The organism is Xanthomonas sp. LMG 12460 (assembly GCF_009192895.1).
In the GTDB taxonomy this organism is placed as follows: Bacteria; Pseudomonadota; Gammaproteobacteria; order Xanthomonadales; family Xanthomonadaceae; genus Xanthomonas_A; species Xanthomonas_A sontii.
Window position 1 is genome coordinate 1 of record NZ_NKUH01000033.1, and the last position, 17,819, is coordinate 17,819.

At 68.4% G+C, this 17,819-nt stretch carries 12 protein-coding genes; 8 read left to right on the top strand and 4 right to left on the bottom strand.

The features are described from left to right. Positions 1-248: 248 nt before the first annotated feature. From recC to CEK66_RS07720, 4 genes are read left to right on the top strand one after another with little or no spacing between them, the layout of a single operon-like run. On the top strand, positions 249-3,665 hold the full coding sequence (recC, locus tag CEK66_RS07705; RefSeq protein WP_152236466.1) for an exodeoxyribonuclease V subunit gamma: 3,417 nt from the start codon (positions 249-251) through the stop codon (positions 3,663-3,665). Continuing rightward, positions 3,662-7,516, top strand: a complete 3,855-nt coding sequence (gene recB, locus CEK66_RS07710; protein WP_152236467.1) for an exodeoxyribonuclease V subunit beta — start codon at positions 3,662-3,664, stop codon at positions 7,514-7,516. Before recC ends, recB begins: the two co-directional genes overlap by 4 nt. Then, complete coding sequence (recD, locus tag CEK66_RS07715; RefSeq protein ID WP_152236468.1) at positions 7,513-9,492, top strand: exodeoxyribonuclease V subunit alpha; 1,980 nt, start codon at positions 7,513-7,515, stop codon at positions 9,490-9,492. The genes recB and recD overlap by 4 nt, the downstream gene beginning before the upstream one ends. 21 nt (positions 9,493-9,513) lie before the next feature. Beyond that, positions 9,514-10,572 carry a virulence RhuM family protein gene (locus CEK66_RS07720; protein WP_226978531.1) on the top strand — a complete coding sequence of 353 codons (1,059 nt, stop codon included), beginning with the start codon at positions 9,514-9,516 and terminating at the stop codon, positions 10,570-10,572. 102 nt (positions 10,573-10,674) lie between these two features. Here CEK66_RS07720 and CEK66_RS07725 read toward each other — a convergent pair whose 3' ends face one another. Then, positions 10,675-11,007: a hypothetical protein gene (locus CEK66_RS07725; RefSeq protein ID WP_152236469.1), complete on the bottom strand. Its 333-nt coding sequence runs from the start codon at positions 11,005-11,007 to the stop codon at positions 10,675-10,677. 277 nt (positions 11,008-11,284) lie between these two features. Here CEK66_RS07725 and CEK66_RS07730 point away from each other — a divergent pair, with 277 nt between their 5' ends. The 4 genes from CEK66_RS07730 (at position 11,285) to CEK66_RS07745 (ending at position 14,722) form a co-directional block, all read left to right on the top strand. Next, complete coding sequence (locus CEK66_RS07730; protein ID WP_152236470.1) at positions 11,285-11,629, top strand: type II toxin-antitoxin system Phd/YefM family antitoxin; 345 nt, start codon at positions 11,285-11,287, stop codon at positions 11,627-11,629. A 76-nt stretch (positions 11,630-11,705) separates the two neighbouring features. Continuing rightward, positions 11,706-11,891, top strand: a complete 186-nt coding sequence (locus CEK66_RS20595; RefSeq protein WP_226978532.1) for a hypothetical protein — start codon at positions 11,706-11,708, stop codon at positions 11,889-11,891. 450 nt (positions 11,892-12,341) lie between these two features. Then, entirely contained in the window at positions 12,342-13,655 is a 1,314-nt protein-coding gene (locus CEK66_RS07740) for a deoxyguanosinetriphosphate triphosphohydrolase (RefSeq protein ID WP_152236471.1), read from the top strand. A gap of 380 nt (positions 13,656-14,035) precedes the next feature. Continuing rightward, positions 14,036-14,722: a DUF2306 domain-containing protein gene (locus CEK66_RS07745; RefSeq protein ID WP_226978533.1), complete on the top strand. Its 687-nt coding sequence runs from the start codon at positions 14,036-14,038 to the stop codon at positions 14,720-14,722. Between the two features lie 306 nt (positions 14,723-15,028). Here the strand turns inward: CEK66_RS07745 and CEK66_RS07750 are convergent, their stop codons facing one another. From CEK66_RS07750 to CEK66_RS07760, 3 genes are all read right to left on the bottom strand, one after another. Further along, positions 15,029-16,291: a lipase family protein gene (locus tag CEK66_RS07750; RefSeq protein WP_152236473.1), complete on the bottom strand. Its 1,263-nt coding sequence runs from the start codon at positions 16,289-16,291 to the stop codon at positions 15,029-15,031. A 73-nt stretch (positions 16,292-16,364) separates the two neighbouring features. After that, positions 16,365-16,577 carry a hypothetical protein gene (locus CEK66_RS07755; protein ID WP_152236474.1) on the bottom strand — a complete coding sequence of 71 codons (213 nt, stop codon included), beginning with the start codon at positions 16,575-16,577 and terminating at the stop codon, positions 16,365-16,367. Between the two features lie 312 nt (positions 16,578-16,889). After that, a complete protein-coding gene (locus CEK66_RS07760) occupies positions 16,890-17,345 on the bottom strand; it encodes a hypothetical protein (protein ID WP_043094002.1) in 456 nt (151 codons plus the stop codon). Positions 17,346-17,819 lie beyond the last annotated feature (474 nt).

The following is a 17,819-nucleotide window of genomic DNA, read 5'->3' on the forward strand; positions in this document are numbered from 1 at the left end:
GGAGAGGGGTTGGGGTGAGGGCCCGGCGCGAAGCGACTCGCGATGTTCGGGTGCGCGAGGCTGCGCCCGTACCCTCATCCGGCCCTACGGGCCATCTTCTCCCGGTGGGAGAAGGGAGCGGCTAGCCCCTCTCCCCTCCGGGAGAGGGGTTGGGGTGAGGGTCCGGCGCGAAGCGACCCGCGATGTTCGGGTGCACAAGGCTGTGCCCGAAAGCGCCGCCTGCCCGCATCCGGCACAATGCCCGGCACATGCCTGCCCCGTCCGCGCCCGATTTCCGGCTGTATCCGTCCAACGCGCTGGATACCCTGGCCGCCCTGCTCGCCGAAGAACTGCGCCGGCCGCCGCCGGGGCAGCCCTTGCTGGCGCCGGAGGTGGTGCTGATCCCGCAGGTGGCGATGCGGCGCTGGCTGCAGTCGACCCTGGCCGCAGTGCACGGGGTGGCGGCGAACCTGGAATTCCTCACCCCCGGCGAGTTCGTTGCGCGCGCGCTGGAGCGCAATCTCGGCGCGGCGGCCGACGATCTCGACATGGCGACCATGCATTGGCGCCTGTACGCGGCGCTGCAGGGCGACCTGGGCAGCGATGCGGCGCTGGCGCCGTTGGCCGGCTATCTGGCCGACGGCGATGCGCTCAAGCCGTGGAGCCTGGCCGGCGAGCTGAGCAACGTGTTCGAGAAGTACCAGGCCTGGCGCCGCGACTGGCTGCTGCGCTGGGAAGGCGGCGCCGACCCGGACGATCCACAGGCGCGGCTGTGGCGGCGCATCGCCACGGGCCGCGCCTACCGCGCACGCCGCATCGGCCAGTACCTGGACCGCTACGCGCGCCCTGACGGGCCGCTGCCGCAGGGCCTGCCGCGGCGCCTGTTCGCCTTCGCCGTGCTCAACATTTCCCCGGACGTGCTGCGCGTGCTGGCCACGCAGGCGCGCGCCGGCACACTGCACTTCTACCTGCCGACGCCGGCACAGGGCTACTGGGGCGATCTGCAGACCCTGTGGCAGCGCCGCCGCGAGGGCGGGGCGGTGGAGCTGTTCGCCGAGCAGGTGCAGGAGAATCCGCTGCTGCAGGCCTGGGGCGCGGCCGGGCGCGACTTCATGGCGCTGATCGGCGACTACGAGGTGGTGCATCCGCTGGCCGAGATCGCGGTCTACGCCGATCCGCTGGAGTCGGGCCGGCGCGCACTGGCCGATGGCGGCCTCGGCGACAGCCTGCTGCGGCGCATGCAGAGCGATCTGTTCCATCGCCGTGCGCCGGCGCGGCCGGCGCCGCTGGCCGCGGTGGACCCGCACGATCCCAGCCTGCAGGTGCACGCCTGCCACACCCGCCTGCGCGAACTGCAGGTGCTGCACGACCAACTGCGCGCGCTGCTGGACGACCCGCGCTTCGAGCCGCCGCTGCAGCCGCGCGAGATCGCGGTGCTGTCGCCGGACATCGACCCCTACGTGCCGTACCTGGACGCGGTGTTCGGCGGCCACGCCGGCGACGACGCCTTGCCCTATGCGCTGGCCGACGCCAGCCCGCTGGCCAGCGAGCCGCTGGCCGAGGTGTTTCTGGCGCTGCTCGGCCTGCCGATCGCGCGCTTCGGCCTGCACGAGATCCTGGACCTGCTCGCCAGCGCGCCGATCGCCGAGGCCGCCGGCCTCGACGAGGCCGGGCTGGAACGTCTGCGCGCCTGGCTGCACGCCGCCGGCGCGCGCTGGGGCCTGGACGCGGCGCACCGACAGCGTCACCAGGCGCCGGCCGACGACGCCTATACCTGGCGCTTCGCCCTGGACCGGCTGTTGCTCGGTCACGCCAGCGGCGCCGAGGACGACATCGACGGCGTGGCGCCGTGGCCGCAGCTGGAAGGCAGCGCCCTGGCCGCGCTGGACACGCTGCTGCGCCTGCTGCGCGTGCTCGACCGCCATCAGGCGGCGCTGGCCGAGCCGATGCCGCCGGTGCAGTGGCGCGAAGTGCTGCTGGGCCTGCTCGAGGCGCTGCTGCCGCAGAGTCCGTCGGCACCGCGCCAGCAGCGCGCGCTGGAGCGCTTGCGCGCGCTGATCGACCAGTTCGCCCGCGACGCCGCCCGCGCCGACTACGCCGACTACGCCGACGCGGTGCCGGCCGAAGTGGTCCGCGCGCACTTCGCCGCGGTGCTGGGCGAATCGGACACGCGCGCGCCGCTGCTCACCGGCGGCATCAGCTTCGGCCGCATGGTGCCGATGCGGCTGCTGCCGTTCCGGGTCATCTGCCTGCTGGGCATGAATGATGGCGACTTCCCGCGCCGCGATCCGGCCGCCGGGCTCAACCGCCTCACCGCCGAACTGGGCACCACGCGCCGCCGCCACGGCGACCGTTCGACGCGCGAGGACGACCGCTTCCTGTTCCTGCAGCTGTTCGCCTCGGCGCAGGAGGTGTTCTACCTGAGCTACCTGGGCGCCGACGCGCGCGACGGCAGCGTGCGCGAACCCTCGCCGCTGGTCGGCGAGCTGCTGGCCTGCGCCGCCCAGTACCACGCCGATCCGGCCGCCGCCGCGGCACTGGTGGTGCGGCATCCGCTGCAGCCGTTCGCCGCTGCCGCGTTCGGCGCCACCGGTGCCGAGGAGGCCGACCCGCGCCGTTTCAGCTACCGACGGCAGTGGCGGCCGGCGGTGGACAGCCTGGTCGGCCAGCGCCAGCCGCTGGCGCCATGGATCGACGCGCTGCCGGCCGCGGCCGACGACGCGCTGCCGGCGCAGCTGTCGATCGACGATCTGCGCCGGCTGCTGGTCGATCCGGCCGGGCAGTTCCTGCGCCAGCGCCTGGGCCTGCGCCTGCCCGATCCGGCGCGGGCCGACAGCGATCTGGAACCGCTGCTGGCGCCCAGCCGCGGCCTCGATCAGTACGGCCTGCAGCAGCAGGTGTTCGAGGCGGTGCTGCGCGAGGACACCGAGGCCCTGTACGAACGCCTGCGCGCCCGCGCGCTGCTGCCATCCGGGCCGCTGGGCCGGCGCCAGCTCGACGAGCGCGTGCGCCAGTTGCGCCCGTACGCCGAGGCGTTCCGGCAGTGGCGCGGTGGCGACGCCGCGCCACTGGCGCCGCGGCTGCAGGTGGACCTCGACGGCACCGCGCTGCATGGCCGCCTGCCGGGTTGGTACGCGCCCGGCGTGGCACGCGTGCAGGTGGGCGCCTTGAGCGGGCGCAGCGCGATCCGCCACGGCCTGGAATGGCTGCTGCTGCGCGCCGCCGGCGAACGCGCGCCCTACGTGCGTTTCTTCGACCACGACGACAGCCTCGGCCCGCATCCGATGGACCGCGAGCCGCTGCCCGCCGCGCAGGCGCAGCAGGCGCTGGGCGAACTGCTGCAGCTGTACCGGCATGGCCGGCAGGCGCCGTTGGCGTTCGCGCCGTACAGCAGCTGGAAGTACTACCAGGCCGCGCGCGCCGGCGATCTCGACAAGGCAATCAAGGACGCTGCCGCGCAATGGCAGGCCAGCTTCGGCTGGAGCGAGGCGGACAGCCCGGAACTGCGCCTGGTCGGCCGCGGCCGCGACCCCTTCGCCGATGCGCAGCGCTTCGCCGAGTTCGCCGCCACCAGCCAACGCGTGTTCGGCCTGCTCGAACAGGGCGACGCCGGCCCCGCACTCGATCCCGACCGACTGAGCGAGAGCTGGCAGCGCTGGCGCGGCACCCAGGAAGACGCCGAATGAACGCCGCACCCGACCGCGACCCCTACCTGCAGCTGCCGCTGCACGGCGTGCGCCTGATCGAGGCCAGCGCCGGCACCGGCAAGACCTTCACCCTGGCCACCTTGTTCACCCGCCTGGTGGTCGAGCGCGGCTTGCGTCTGGGCCAGATCCTCGCCGTCACCTTCACCGAGGCCGCCACCCAGGAACTGCGCCGCCGCATCCGCGAGCGCCTGGCGTTGGCGGCCAGCCTGGTCCCCGATCCAGACCGCGTAGGAGCGGCTTTAGCCGCGACCGACCTCGCGACCGACCCATCGCAGCCAACCCCGCAACAAGACCTGCCCGACGTCGCCCTCACCCGCGCCATCCTCGCCGCGCACCTGGCCGCCAGCACCGAAACCCCAGCGGCCCTGCGCCGCCGCCTGCAGCAGGCCGCCGAGGACATCGACCTCGCCGCCATCTTCACCATCCACGGCTTCTGCGCGCGCGTGCTGCGCGAGCACGCGCTGGAAAGCGGCCAGGCCTTCGCCGCACCGCAACTGCTCACCGACGACCGCGAACTGCTGCGCGACGTCGCCGCCGACCTGTGGCGGCAACGCGCCGCCGATCCGGCGATGGCCGAGGACCTGGTGGCGCTGTGGCCGGGCGGACCGGATGGCATGGCTATCGATCTGCGCGAACTGGTGCGGCATCCGACGCTGTTGCCGGCCGCGCCGGTCTTTTCCGCCGAGGACGGCGCCGTGTTGCAGCAGGCCGCGCAGCGCGCCGGCGTGGCGCTGGCCGAGGCGTTCCGCACGCACGGCACCGCCTGTTTCGAGGCGATCGCCGCGGCGATGGATGCCGGCGTGCTGAGCAAGGTCAGCTACAAGCCCGACTGGCTGACCGCGCTGTGGCACTGGCTGGACGCCTTCGCCGCGGCACCGACCGCGGACGCGCCGCCGCATCCGAAGCTGATCAAGCTCACCGCCGCCGAACTGACCGCCGGCACCAACAAGAAGCACGCCGAGCGCACCCCGGCCTCGCCGCTGGGCCACGCCATCGACGGTTACCTGGCCGCATTGGCGCAGCTGGCGCAGTGGCGCACGCAACGCCGCATCTGCCTGCTGCACGCGTTGCGCGCCGACGCGGCGGAGCGGCTGGCCCATCTCAAGCGGCAGCGCCGCGTGCAGACCTACGACGACCTGGTCGAGGGCGTGGCGCGCGCGCTGGAAGGCCCGCACGGCGCCGCCCTGGCGCAGCGGCTGCGCGCGCAGTACGCGGTCGCCCTGGTCGACGAATTCCAGGATACCGACGACCGTCAGTGGACGATCTTCCGCAAGGTGTTCGCCCCGGCGACGGCCGATGCCAACGTGGTGCAGGACGACGCGGCGATCGCGCCATCGCTGTGCACAGCGGACGACACGCCGCCGCTGCTCGCCCTGATCGGCGACCCCAAGCAGGCCATCTACGGCTTCCGCGGCGGCGACGTGCGCACCTACCTGGCCGCCGCCACGGATGCCGAACGCGCGCCGCCGCTGGCGCACAACTTCCGCTCGCGCCCGGCGCTGCTGGCGGCGATCGACGCGCTGTACGCGCAGGCCGGCTACGCCGATGCGTTCCTCACCGACGGCATCGCCTTCCACCCGGTGCAGCCGGGCAGCAAGCGCGTCGATGCCGACCTGCAACGCAATGGCGCGCCGGCCCCGGCGCTGACCGTGTGGCGCGCACCGGAACCGCCGCCGCCTCCGGCCACCGCCAAGGGGCCGGGCAAGCCCAAGCCGTGGAGCGCCGGTCGCGCCCGCGAGCTGTGCACCGCCGCCTGCGTGGCAGCGATTCGCGGCTGGCTGGCCGAGGCCCGCGACGGCCGCGCCACCTTGCTCGACCGTCCCGTGCAGGCCGGCGACATCGCGGTGCTGGTGCGCAGCCACGGCGAGGCCACACGCATCCAGCAGGCGCTGGCCGCCGCCGGCATTCCCGCGGTCGCCGCCGGCCGCCGCAGCCTGTTCGCCACCGACGAGGCGCTGGAATTGCTGGCGCTGCTGCAGGCGCTGCTCGACCCCGGCGACGACGGCCGCCTGCGCGCGGCGTTGGCCACCGTGCTGATCGGCGAGGACGCCGCGGCCATCGCCGCGCTCGACCACGACGGCGAACGCCACCGCCGCTGGCAGCAGCAGGCGCTGGACTGGCGCGAGCGCTGGCAGCGCGGTGGCCCGCTCGCCCTGATCGGCGACCTTGGCGCCGCGCATGGGCAGCGCCTGCTGGCGCTGGTCGATGGCGAGCGCCGCCTCACCAACTACCTGCAGCTGGCCGAGCTGCTGCAGGAAGCCGACACCCGCGCACTCGGCCCGCATGGCCTGGTCGACTGGCTGGCGCGGCGCATCGCCAATGCCGACGACAGCGACGAAGCGCAGCAGCTGCGCCTGGAGTCGGACGCGCGCCGCGTGCAGATCGTCACCCTGCACAAGAGCAAGGGCCTGGAGTATCCGCTGGTGTTCCTGCCGTACGCCGGCATCGGTCGCAGCGAGCGCAGCCCTGGGCGCCACTGCGTGGTGCCGGCGCCGCAGGGTGGGCGCCAGTTGCAGTGGAACACCGGCCGCAGCGGCGGCGAGTCCGACCTGGCCTGGGACACCGCCGAAGCCGCGTGGAAACAGGAACAGCGCGCCGAGGACGCGCGCCTGCTCTACGTCGGCCTGACCCGCGCCGAACATGCACTGTGGATCGCCACCGGCGCCTTCCCGCAGCACGAGCGCACCGCGTTGGCACCGATGCTGCGCGATCTCGATGCCTTGCAGGCCGCCGCCGGCGCCGGTGCGGTCGCCCTCGACACTACGCCGCCGCCGGCACAACTGCCGCGCCTGCCGCCCGAGCCGGCGCCGCCGGTGCCGCCGGCGCGCGTGCCGCAGCGGCGCGTGCTGCCGGAGTGGTGGGTGTACAGCTTCACCCAGCTCGCCAATGCCGATGCCGGCAGCGACCCGATGGCCAGCGCCACCGTGCCCAGCAGCGGCGGCAGCGACGAACCCGCCGCCAGCGAGCCGGTCAGCGCCGCGGTGGAAGTGGACATGGTCGACCGTCGCTTCGTCGGCAACCGCTTCGGCGTGGCCATGCACGACGTGTTCGAGCGCTGCGACTTCGCCGCCTGGTGTAGCTGGCAGCCAGGGCAGCCGGCGCCAGCGGGGCAGGCCACCGCCATCGTCGAAGCGCTGCAACGCGGCGGCTATGCCGAGGACGAACTGGAAGACGGCACCGCCATGCTCACGGCCCTGGTCGGCAACACCCTCACCGTGGCCCTGCCCGAAGGCACCTGCCTGGCTGCGGTGCCGGAGGAGCAGCGGCGCAACGAAATGGAATTCCACTTCGCCATGCGCCCGACGCGCGTGGACGCGCTGCTGTCGCTGCTGCACCGCTACGGCGTGGCCGGCGAGCGCCAGGCGTTCGGCGCGCGGCAGCGCCTGGAGGGACTGATGACCGGCCTGATCGACCTCACCTACCAGCACGACGGCCGCTGGTACGTGCTCGACTACAAGTCCAACCGCCTGCCGGCCTACGACCCCGACGCCCTGGCGCGGGCGATGGCGCACAGCGAATACACCTTGCAGGCGCTGATCTACACCGTGGCGCTGCACCGCTGGCTGCGCTTCCGCCTGGGCGGTGCCTACGACTACGCCCGCGACTTCGGCGGCGTGCGCTACCTCTTCTGCCGCGGCCTGGACGCTTCCCGCGACCCGTCGCCAGGCGTGCACGCCTGGCGCTTCGACCCGGACCTGATCGAAGGCGTCGACGCCCTCTTCGCCGGCGCTCCGCTTGAGCCCCTCTCCCCCCGGCGACCGCAGGAAGTCCCCGTGGGAGAGAGGGGTTGGGGTGAGGGTACGTCCGCCCACGGAGCCCCCACCCCGTGAGCCAATCCAACTTCCTCGCCACCCTCTACCGCAGCGGCACCCTGCGCACGCTGGACCACGCCTTCGCGCACAGCCTGTCCCGCCTCGACCCGAACACCCCCGACCTGGTCCTGGTCGGCGCCGCCCTGGCCTCGCTGGCAGTGGCCAGCGGCCACGCCGGCCTCGACCCGGCACGCGCCAGCCTCCTGCTCGACAGCCGCGACGGCGCTGCCCCCACGCTGCCCACCGCAGACGACTGGACCCGCGCCCTGGCCGCCTCGCGCTGGGTCGCACAACCCGCCGCCGAAGACCCGGCCAGCCCCGACTGCCCACTCGTACTCGAACACGGCCTGCTCTACCTGCGCCGCTACCGCGAGTACGAGCGACGCCTGGCCCTGGGCCTGCGCCGCCTCGCCGCACAGCCGCTGCCGCATAGCGAACTCGCCGCCCTCGCACCCCTGTTCGCCCAGCTCTTCCCTCTCCCCCCGGGAGAGGGTACCCGCAGGGCGGGTGAGGGTACGACTGCTAACGATCCATCCGACCGCCAAGCCCAAGCCGCCGCCCTCGCCCTGCGCCGCGCCCTGCTGCTGGTCACCGGCGGCCCCGGCACCGGCAAGACCACCACCATCGCCCGCCTGCTGCTGCTGCGTCTCGCCCAGGCCCGCGCCGCCGGCCTGCCGCCGCCGCGCATCGCGCTGGCCGCGCCCACCGGCCGCGCCGCCGAACGCATGGCCGAGAGCCTGCGCGCCGCGGTGGCGCGCGCACTCGCCGACGGCGTCGATCCGGCCCTGGCCGAGGCGCTGCCGGCCGGCGCCAGCACCCTGCATCGCCTGCTCGGCGTCATCCCCGACCAGCCGCGCTTCCGCCACGACGCCGACAACCCGCTGCCGTTCGACCTGATCGTGATCGACGAAGCCTCCATGGTCGACCTGCCGCTGATGTGCAAGCTGGTCGACGCCGTGGCCAACGGCGCGCAACTGATTCTGCTCGGCGACGCCGACCAGTTGCCCTCGGTGGAAGCGGGCGACGTGCTCGCCGCGATCCTGCAGGCCGCCGGCCCCGGCGACGCATTGCAGCCCGACGACGCGCAGGCGCTGCAGCCGCTGCTCGGCCACAGCGCGGTCGCGCACGACCACGGCGGCCTGGCCGGGCACCGCGTGCACCTGCTGCGCGGTTATCGCCAGGCCCAGGACTTCGCCCTGGCGCCGCTGGCCGACGCCGTGCGCAGCGGCGATGCCGACGGCGCCCTGCGCCTGCTGCGCGACGGCCAGCTCGTCGGCGTGCACTTCCACGACGGTGTCGACGACGCGCTCGCCGCCGGCGGCGACGCCCTGCTCGCGCACTGGCGCGCCCTCGGCGACACCGACGATCCGGCGCAGGCCCTGCGCGCCGCCGCGCGCCTGCGTCTGCTCACCGCCGTGCGCGCCGGCCCGCAGGGCGCGCGCGGACTCAACGCGCGCATCGAACAACTGCTGGCCGAGGCCGCCAGCGGCGCACGCCGCCTCGGCGCCGCCGCGCCCTGGTTCCACGGGCGCCTGCTGCTGATCACCGAGAACAGCTACCGCCACGGCCTGTTCAACGGCGACGTCGGCATCTGCCTGAAGGACGCACAGGGCACCCTGGTCGCCTGGTTCGACGGCGCCGGCGACGGCCAGGTCCGCGGCTTCCACCCGGCCGCACTGCCCGCGCACGAAAGCGCCTTCGCCATGACCGTGCACAAGGCCCAGGGCAGCGAATTCGAGGAAGTCTGGCTGCAGTTGCCGGCCCGCGACGCCCGCGTGCTCAGCCGCGAACTGGTCTACACCGGCATCACCCGCGCCCGCCGCGCGCTGCACATCGCCGCCAGCGAACCGGTGCTGCGCGCCGCGCTCGCTCGGCACGCGGCGCGGATCTCGGGGTTGGCGTGGCGGTTGGGGGGGGCGGGGCGGCAGCCACCGCCTGCAGCCGATATCCTTCCCGTACCCGCCGGCACGCCGATCCAGGGCGCGCTGTTTTGACGAACCGCATCAGGAGCCGGCATGCGTAGCGACGACAAGGACGCCCCCACCTCGGAATTGATCCTGTATCGCAGCGAGGATGCGCAGACGCGGATCCAGGTGCGGCTGGAAGGCGAGTCGGTGTGGTTGACGCAGCGGCAGATCGCAGAACTGTTTCAAGTCTCTGTCCCAACGATCAATGAACATCTCGGCAGCATTTTTTCCGAAGGTGAACTTGAACATGAACGAACTATTCGGAGATTCCGAATAGTTCAAGCCGAAGGCGAGCGCCAAGTGCGCCGTACCATCGATCACTACAACCTCGACGCCATCCTCGCCGTCGGCTACCGGGTCCGCTCCGCGCGCGGCACCCAGTTCCGCCAGTGGGCGACGGCGCGGTTGTCCGAGTACCTGGTCAAGGGATTCGCGCTGGACGACGAACGGCTCAAGCGCGGGCCGGACGATGGCTATTTCGAAGAACTGCTGGGCCGCATCCGCGACATCCGCTCGTCGGAGAAGCTGTTCTGGCGCAAGGTGCTGGACATCTACGCCACCAGCGTGGATTACGACCCGTCGGCCGAGACCAGCCAGCGTTTCTTCGCCACCGTGCAGAACAAGATGCACTGGGCGGCCCATGGCCACACCGCCGCCGAACTGCTCATGGAGCGCGCCGACGCCAGCAAGCCGCACAGCGGCATGACCAACTGGGTGGGCGCCGCGCCGCGCGCGTCCGATGCGGTCGTCGCCAAGAGCTACTTGAATGCGGAGGAGCTGGAGGCACTGAACCGCATCGTCACCGCCTACCTGGAGTTCGCCGAGCTGCAGGCCATGAACCGCAGGCCGATGACCATGGACGCTTGGATCGCCAAGCTGGACGATTTCCTGCGCCTGAGCGACCGCGACGTGCTGACCCATGCCGGCCGCATCGGCCGCGAGCAGGCATTGGAATTTTCCAAGGCCGAGTTCGCCCGCTACAGGCAGCGCACGTTGGAAGAACCGTCGCCGGTAGAGCGCGATTTCGAAGAGGCAACGCGCAAGCTGAAAGCGCTCGAGAGCGATAAGCGCCGGTCCACGCGGACCAAGCGTCCCACTGGCGAGTAAGCGAAGCGGCGTCCCGGGAACCGGCGAACTGGCGGGCCCGCAGCAACCTTCCGATGCGGGCAGGCCAGGCGAGCCCGGTGGTCCGGGCCCGACGTCGCAGGACTACTTGGCCGGCACGCGCTGGTACTCGTCGCTGCCGGTATTGAGGTGCCCATCGGCCTCGTCGATGGCGAAGTTCACCGTCTCGCCGTCGTTGCTCACCTGCAGCACCCCGTCCTTGTAGATGGCCGGGTAGCTCTCGGTCTTGGGCTTGCGAGTGAAGAAGCGCGGGGTGGTGTTGCGCACCATGAACGACTCCCCGTTGCGCTCGATGTCGATCGTGTCGTCCTTCGACTCCACATTGACCCAGTGGCCGACGAACTTCTCGCCCTCCACCCTGGCGCAGCCGGTCACCAGCATCGCCGCGGCCAGCGCGGCCCCCATCCACTTCGTCATGTCCCCGCCTCCGGTGTTGGAATCGGGGCGAGGATGCGATGGGCTGGATGTATGGGAGGTCAAGATTCCTGAGGACGACGGACCTGCTGACTGCCGTCGGCGGGCTGGAGCGCCCGTTGTGCTGAGGAGGAGATGCGGCCTCTGTTGGTGCGATCTGGTCCATCCCTCCGCCACGCATTGGCCCTTGCCCGGATGCGCTTCCGTGCGCGCTGGCAGCAACACCATGCAGGCGATAGCCTGTACAGAATCCTGTAATCAATAGTGAAAGGAGCCGGCCATGGGCTTTTCCGTCAACGACGTGGTGCCTTTCACCCTGGCGCGCGCCAATCTCTCCGAGCTGGCCGACCAGGCGAAGGCCGGCGCCGAGAAGATCATCACCAAGAACGGCGAGAGCTACGTCGCGCTGATCGACGCTGACCGGCTGGACTACTACCACCGGCTCGAGCGCGAGCGCATCCACCTGCTGGTGCTCGACGATGCGAAGCGCGGCTTGGCCGACATCGCCGCCGGCCGCACGGTCGATGCCGATGCCGCTATCGATCAACTGCAGCAGCGGCGCGCGGCGATCAAGACACCCGACGGGGTGAGCCCAGGCAAGCGCGCGGCCAAGAAGCGGGGTTGACCATTGCATCGCGTCGAACTGACGGAGAGCTTCCTCGCGAGCCTCGACGCGATATAAGCGCTCCTGCTGGACGCCGATGCCGCTGCGGCCTTCGATGACCTGCTCGCCGATCCCGAACTTGCGGCGTTTCCCGCGCATCGGTCGTCCCTACCTGGACACCACACCGCAATCGGCCGAGGCGCTGGCGCAACTGGCTGCATTGCCCGCGGGAGTGCCGGATGCGTTGCGCATCTACCTGCACGGCGACTACGTGATGCCGTAAACGGCGGTGAAGGCATCCGCCACCGTGTATCTGCTTTCCATTTGCCACCTCCGGCAGCTTTCGTTCGATTTCGCTGGACTGTGGAGCCGCGGGTGAGGGTGCAGGTAGCGCACTCCCACCCCTGTTTCCGCTAGATCAGATTCTGGCTTCGCCTTGAAAAACGTGGGATACCTCAGACTCTTACCCCTGTTTCACACCACTCTTGATCGTCCGAAATTAGGCTGCGTACTTAGGGGCGGGTACTCTCGGTGTGAGTGAAGGCTGGCTCGAGCTAGCTACTTCCTATTCCGATCAGGCGTTTAACTATTGAGCAACTGAGTTAAGCTCTGCTCTGTACTTGCGTTGGACTGTAGGGTGATTTAGTCCAGCTCCTTTTAATGATTTGCATTGTCTACAAGTGGTCGGTTTGAATAAATTATATTGGATCTCCCAAGGGGTAAGGAGGTTGATATGTCAGCTAATAATAAGGGTGTTTGGGAGAGGCTTCTTTCTGACACAAGAATAGGTGGAGAGAAATCAATAGATGAGCCCGGAAGAACTCCCTTTAACTCTGATCATGATCGAATCGTCTTTTCTGGGGCGTTCCGGCGCTTGGCGAAAAAAACACAAGTTCATCCGCTTGCTAGCAATGACCATGTCCACAATCGTCTTACTCATAGCTTGGAAGTGGCGTGTGTAGGAAGAAGTCTAGGTAACCGCGCAGGTGAGCACATTAGAGCGCACCTCCCTGTGGGAATGTCGCCAAGGGATATCGGCGACATAGTTGAGGCCGCATGCCTAGCTCACGACATCGGTAATCCGCCCTTCGGACATACAGGAGAGAACGCTATTGGACAGTGGCTATCTGATACGCTTGCGGATAATGGATGTTTAAGTAGCGAAGAAAAAGATGATCTATGTGCTTTTGAAGGAAACGCGCAAGGGTTTCGGGTTGTTACTACCACGGAGTATCGTGTTTTTGCTGGAGGGATGAAACTTACATACTCTACCTTGGGTGCTTTCATGAAATACCCGTGGCTTCAAGGTAAAGGCCCCAAGGAAGATAAATTTGGAGCTTTTCTTTCAGAAAAAGGTTATTTTCATGAAGTGGTAAGCTCTCTTGGGATGAAAAGGATATCCGAAGATTGTTATGCTAGACATCCTCTTGCTCACTTGATGGAAGCGGCAGACGATTTTTGTTACAGACTACTTGATGTTGAAGATGCGATCGAAATGGGAATTCTCGATTGGTCAGATTTTTCTGAAACTTTTGCACCTATCCTTGGAAATACAAGCGATAAAATTGGAGAGCTCAGACCAGGGCAGCGGCCGGTTGCTGTTAGAGGGAGAATAATTTCTAGTTTTATCGATTCGGCGGCAGAGGCCTTCAAAAATCATGAGAGTCAACTAATTAACGGTGAAGTTAATAGCCTGCTTGAGTTGTGCTCCGATGATGTGAAGGAAGCTCTAAGTAATGCAAAAACCATAGCTAACGAAAGAATATTCAATCATCCTAGAAAAATCGAACTGGAGATTGGTTCTTACCGGGTCATAGGAACCCTGCTAAGTATAATAACCGACGCTCTAGTCAATAATGAATCAGGTGTTTCAAAGCAAGTCATAAAGCTCATAGGTCCATCCACCCTTAATTCCCATTCCGCTTCTTTGGATGACGTGACGATGTATGAAAGATTTAGGCGCGCTATTGATTTTGTAAGCGGAATGACAGACAACTATGCGACCTTTTTAGCGAGTCAATTTAACGGCTGGGGCGGAACTCGTTAGCGCAGCATGCTATCCGCGCGGGCCTGATCGTTGAGAGATAGGTTAAGACCGTCAACCGACCAGCACTCAGGTGGTGCAAGTCGTTGCGCCTTCGCGAACTCCGGCTGGAATAGTTTGCTTTGCCATAGTACGCATCTTGCGAATCAACGTGCGCTACAGCGTATTGGTGGTATGTTGCCAGGGGAGGGCTGACTTGCGTGTGGCTCCGGCGGTTGCGCACGATAGTCAGCACCTCAAGTCTGGCCGCTGCAGTGTAAATCGCGGTGCCTAGTGTGCGCCGGGCGAAGTTTGTCGCTGCCGTTTGGTAAGCGTACGACCCATGCCAGCGTGGCGTCGCTGATCCCGACACGCTGAGAGAGTGAAGCATGAGCATCGAGCCTATGGATCGCAGTGTGCGGGCGCCACATCCCAAGCTAATCGCGCGCTTGGCTTGGTGGCTGCTCTGGCTCGCCCTGGCCCTGCTCGCTGTGGAGTTCGTCCATTCGGTCTATCTGAAGTACGCCTCGCTGCAATCGCCGGCCTATGCGATGTTCCTGACCCGCCGCGGGTGGCTGTGGTGCCATCTCGGTGGCGGGGCGGTCGGTCTGTTGCTGGGTGCGCTGCAGTTCGCGACGCAGCGGTGGCGGCGCTGGCCGCGGCTGCATCGTTGGGTGGGGCAGGTGTATTTCGCCGGGATGGCGGTGGCGATGGTCGGGGCGGTCGGGCTGATCGCGACATCGCCGGCGCCGCTTTCGATCCGGGTGGCGTTCGCGGCGACGGCGCTGGCGTGGCTGGTGACCGGATTGGTCGGGCTGGTGGCGATCTGGCGTGGACAGGTGCTGCGGCATCAGCGCTGGATGGTCCGCGCTTATCTGGCGACGCTGTCACCGGTGGTGTTCCGTTTGTCGTTGCCGTTTGCGGTCAGCCTGGGCATCGCACCGTCGCCGGGCTTGATCGCGCTGTTGTTGTGGGCGAGCTGGGTGGTGCCGTTGTCGGTGTACGGCGTAGGCCGGGCGATCGCCGATGCGTGGGATCGGCGAAAGCAGGTGTCGATGTTGCTGCGTGGCGCCGGTCTCGGCGTGGGGTGATGGCCGGGCGCGCGGGACGATGCGCGGGCCTGCGACTCAGGTGCCGGCATCGCCTCGCCGATCTGCGGTCATGCGGATGTCTGAGTCAGTTGTGGCCACAGCGTCGGCGTCTCCGCCGCCGCGGCGTCTCGACGCATAACGCGCCTTCATCGGCGTCGACAACCTCGCCGCAGGACGCCGGCACGTGCGCCGCTCGCACCACACATAAAAACGCCACCACGCCTGCGCCCAGACGTGGCAGCCAGCGGGACGGACGATCGCAGGCGCCGGGGGAGGAGTGCGCCTGCGCTGTCGCCCGCCGCGACCTCAGCGGAGCTTGTCGAACAGTTGCTGGCGCACGGCGATGGTGCAGGCGTCTTCGGTGAACAGGTGTTCCAGCGCGCTGTTGTCGCTGGGCTTGCCGGTGCCCAGGTCGAGCACGGTCGCCTGGTTGCTGCCGCGCGCCTTGAACGCGGCGATGGCGGTGGTGGCGTTCTTCAGCGGCACGGTGGCGTCGTTGTCCGAGCCGCACAGCAGGGTCGGGGTGCGTGGCGCCCAGTCGAGCAGGTCGTTGCGCTCCAGGTCGCGCAGGAACGGGTCGTTGGCGTTGCTGGCGAAGTCCTGGTAGAAGCCGGGCTGGAAGTACTGGCGGATCTTGTCCACGCCCGGCAGGGTGTCGCCGAGCACCAGGTCGGTCAGGCTCTGGTTGCCGGGGAACAGCTTCTCCACTTTCTTCGCCCACGGATCCTGGAACACCTGCGACGGATCGAGGTAGAGGTTCTTGTAGGTGTGCTGCATGCCGACGATGGCGTAGCTGGCCAGGACGATGCCGAAGGTGTTCTCGCCCACGGCGTTGCGGCCGCTCCAGCTGTCGCGGAAGGTCTGGCTGAGTGCGTACGGGCCGGAGATCGGCGCGCTGGCGACCAGGTTGAACTCGTTGGACAGGTGCGCTTCGATCTCGCGCTGGGTGGCCATGGCGGCATGCCCGCCTTGCGAGAAGCCGGTCAGCATCACCTTGCCCGACAGCGGGGTGTTGAGCCGTTGCAGCACCTGGCGCGCGGCGCGCATCGCATCGATGGTGGAACTGGCCTCGGACGCGGCGTGCAGGTAGGGGTGGAACGCGTAGGTGGACTGGCCGATGCCGAGGTAGTCGCTGCTCACCACCACGTAGCCCTGGGTGGCGAGATGGGTGACCATGGTGTCGTCGCCCTTGTCGTCGCGGATCTCCTTGGCCTGCTCGGCGCGGCGCTGCGACTCGGTGCCCTGGCTGTAGCTCACCAGCGGGAACGGGCCGGGGCACTGGCTGCCGCCCGGCACCAGCAGCGCCGCCGACGCGGTGGTGGGTTCGCCCTCGACGCCGATGGTGGCGTAGGTGAACTCGGCCACGCGCACGTCGCACTTGGCCTGGTCGGGGGATTGGTCGTTGGCCAGCAGCGTGGCGATCGCCTGGCGGGTGTAGCTGGTCAGGACATTGCTCTTGAGCACGGTGCCGCGCGCCGGTGCTGCCGATGCGGCCAGGGGCAGCAATGCGCCCGCGATGCCGATGAGGGAAAGTGCGCGCAGCGCCAGCCGATTCCGCTGTGTGGCCATGGAAACATCCTCGTGTCGAATCCCGGTCGCCCGGGGGGTGGGGGAGGGCGCAAACGCTACTATGTCGTCCGCATTATTTTGGCGACACGTCGAGATAATATTTAGCTGCGGTATTGATTCGCATCGCGCCTGACGGAATTTCACGACACATCGCGTTGGAAAATGCCGAGATCCATCGATGCTGCGGCGTGCGCTGCGCCACAGTGGCGACGAGGAAAGGATGAAAGATCCGCATGGTTTCGCGCGAATCCAGCCGAATTCCGCTGTTTCGGCTGGCTGCGTGCACGTCACAGGAATTTGTCTACGCTTCTGAAGCGGACTTTTCAGAAGTCAATAATCTTGATTTAAAGATAATCGGACGGTTGCGATGGATAATCGCGCCCGATGATCCGAATATTGTCCGCCGCCACGAAACGCGTGGGCGGCGTAAGGACAGAAGCAGGACATCATCGACGTCGTGCGCGTCACGGCGTGTCTTGTCTGTCGCCGCGCGCGGTCGCGATGGAACTCGCACCGCGGCGTAAAAAAGCCGGCGGACCTTGCGGGCCGCCGGCTGCGATCGATCTTGCCGACCCGTGCGCGGGCCAGCGGAACGGGGTCAGCGCACCTGGTACAGCACGGTGGCGCCGGGCTTGGGTTCGAACGCGGGCACCGTCTGCTGCTTCAGCGCGGTGCCCTTGGCGTCCCATACCAGGGTTTCGGACGGGTATTCGTCCTTGCGGGTCATCGCGTCGATCTGCTTGACGATCACGCTGGAGCCGGCGGGAACCTCTGGGTTCCAGGCGAACACGCCGAGCCTGCCGTAGAACACGGCCGGGGCGGTGGCGTCCAGGCGCCGATCGGGGCACATCACCAGGCCGCGGTCGAGCATCACCCGCAGCGCGCCCACCGGCACGGCCTTCACCGCCGGCGATGTGCGGTCGGTGCTATGGCCCGGGCAGACGTTGGCCGAGCGGGTCAGCATGTCCTCGACCACCTGCCGGTCGGACTGGGCCAGCGCGGGCAGCGCGACGGCGGCGAGGGCGAGCGTTGCGAGAGGGAATTTCCAGGGCATGTCGAGACTCCTTCAATGGAGGAAAGACGCCGGGTTTTGCGGGACCTGCAAATCGGGGGGCAGGCGGCCGCGGCGGCGCGGGCCGACTCTAGCAACGGTGCCGGCGGCGAATGCAAAGCGGGCGTGAGGGCGCTGGCTGGGCAGCCGCTTCGGGCGTTGGGCGCTGCGCCGCGTTCGCTCCGCGTTGCCGCAGGGTCGCGGATGGAACCGCTCCGACGGTAGCGGCGCCGCTCGCTGTGTTGTCCAGCGTGCCGCCAGCGCGGAAAGCGGGCAATCGCGTGGCAAGGGATTCAGTCCGATCGCAATGGAACCCCGCATGTGCCGATGGCTTCACTCGTCGCGGCTGAAGCCGCTCCCACAGGTGCGGTGCCCGCCTCGCTGGAGGATCACGGTGGGAGGGACTTCAGTCCCCACGCATTGCGCCATCCGACAGCACACCACTCCACGCGTCGCGGCTGCATGACAGTTGACTCC

Coding starts and splice junctions, on each gene's coding strand:
- recC (WP_152236466.1), top strand. CDS start 249: ATGCCTGCCCCGTCCGCGCCCGATTTCCGGCTGTATCCGTCCAACGCG.
- recB (WP_152236467.1), top strand. CDS start 3,662: ATGAACGCCGCACCCGACCGCGACCCCTACCTGCAGCTGCCGCTGCAC.
- CEK66_RS07720 (WP_226978531.1), top strand. CDS start 9,514: ATGCGTAGCGACGACAAGGACGCCCCCACCTCGGAATTGATCCTGTAT.
- CEK66_RS07725 (WP_152236469.1), bottom strand. CDS start 11,007: ATGACGAAGTGGATGGGGGCCGCGCTGGCCGCGGCGATGCTGGTGACC.
- CEK66_RS07730 (WP_152236470.1), top strand. CDS start 11,285: ATGGGCTTTTCCGTCAACGACGTGGTGCCTTTCACCCTGGCGCGCGCC.
- CEK66_RS20595 (WP_226978532.1), top strand. CDS start 11,706: ATGCCGCTGCGGCCTTCGATGACCTGCTCGCCGATCCCGAACTTGCGG.
- CEK66_RS07740 (WP_152236471.1), top strand. CDS start 12,342: ATGTCAGCTAATAATAAGGGTGTTTGGGAGAGGCTTCTTTCTGACACA.
- CEK66_RS07745 (WP_226978533.1), top strand. CDS start 14,036: ATGGATCGCAGTGTGCGGGCGCCACATCCCAAGCTAATCGCGCGCTTG.
- CEK66_RS07750 (WP_152236473.1), bottom strand. CDS start 16,291: ATGGCCACACAGCGGAATCGGCTGGCGCTGCGCGCACTTTCCCTCATC.
- CEK66_RS07760 (WP_043094002.1), bottom strand. CDS start 17,345: ATGCCCTGGAAATTCCCTCTCGCAACGCTCGCCCTCGCCGCCGTCGCG.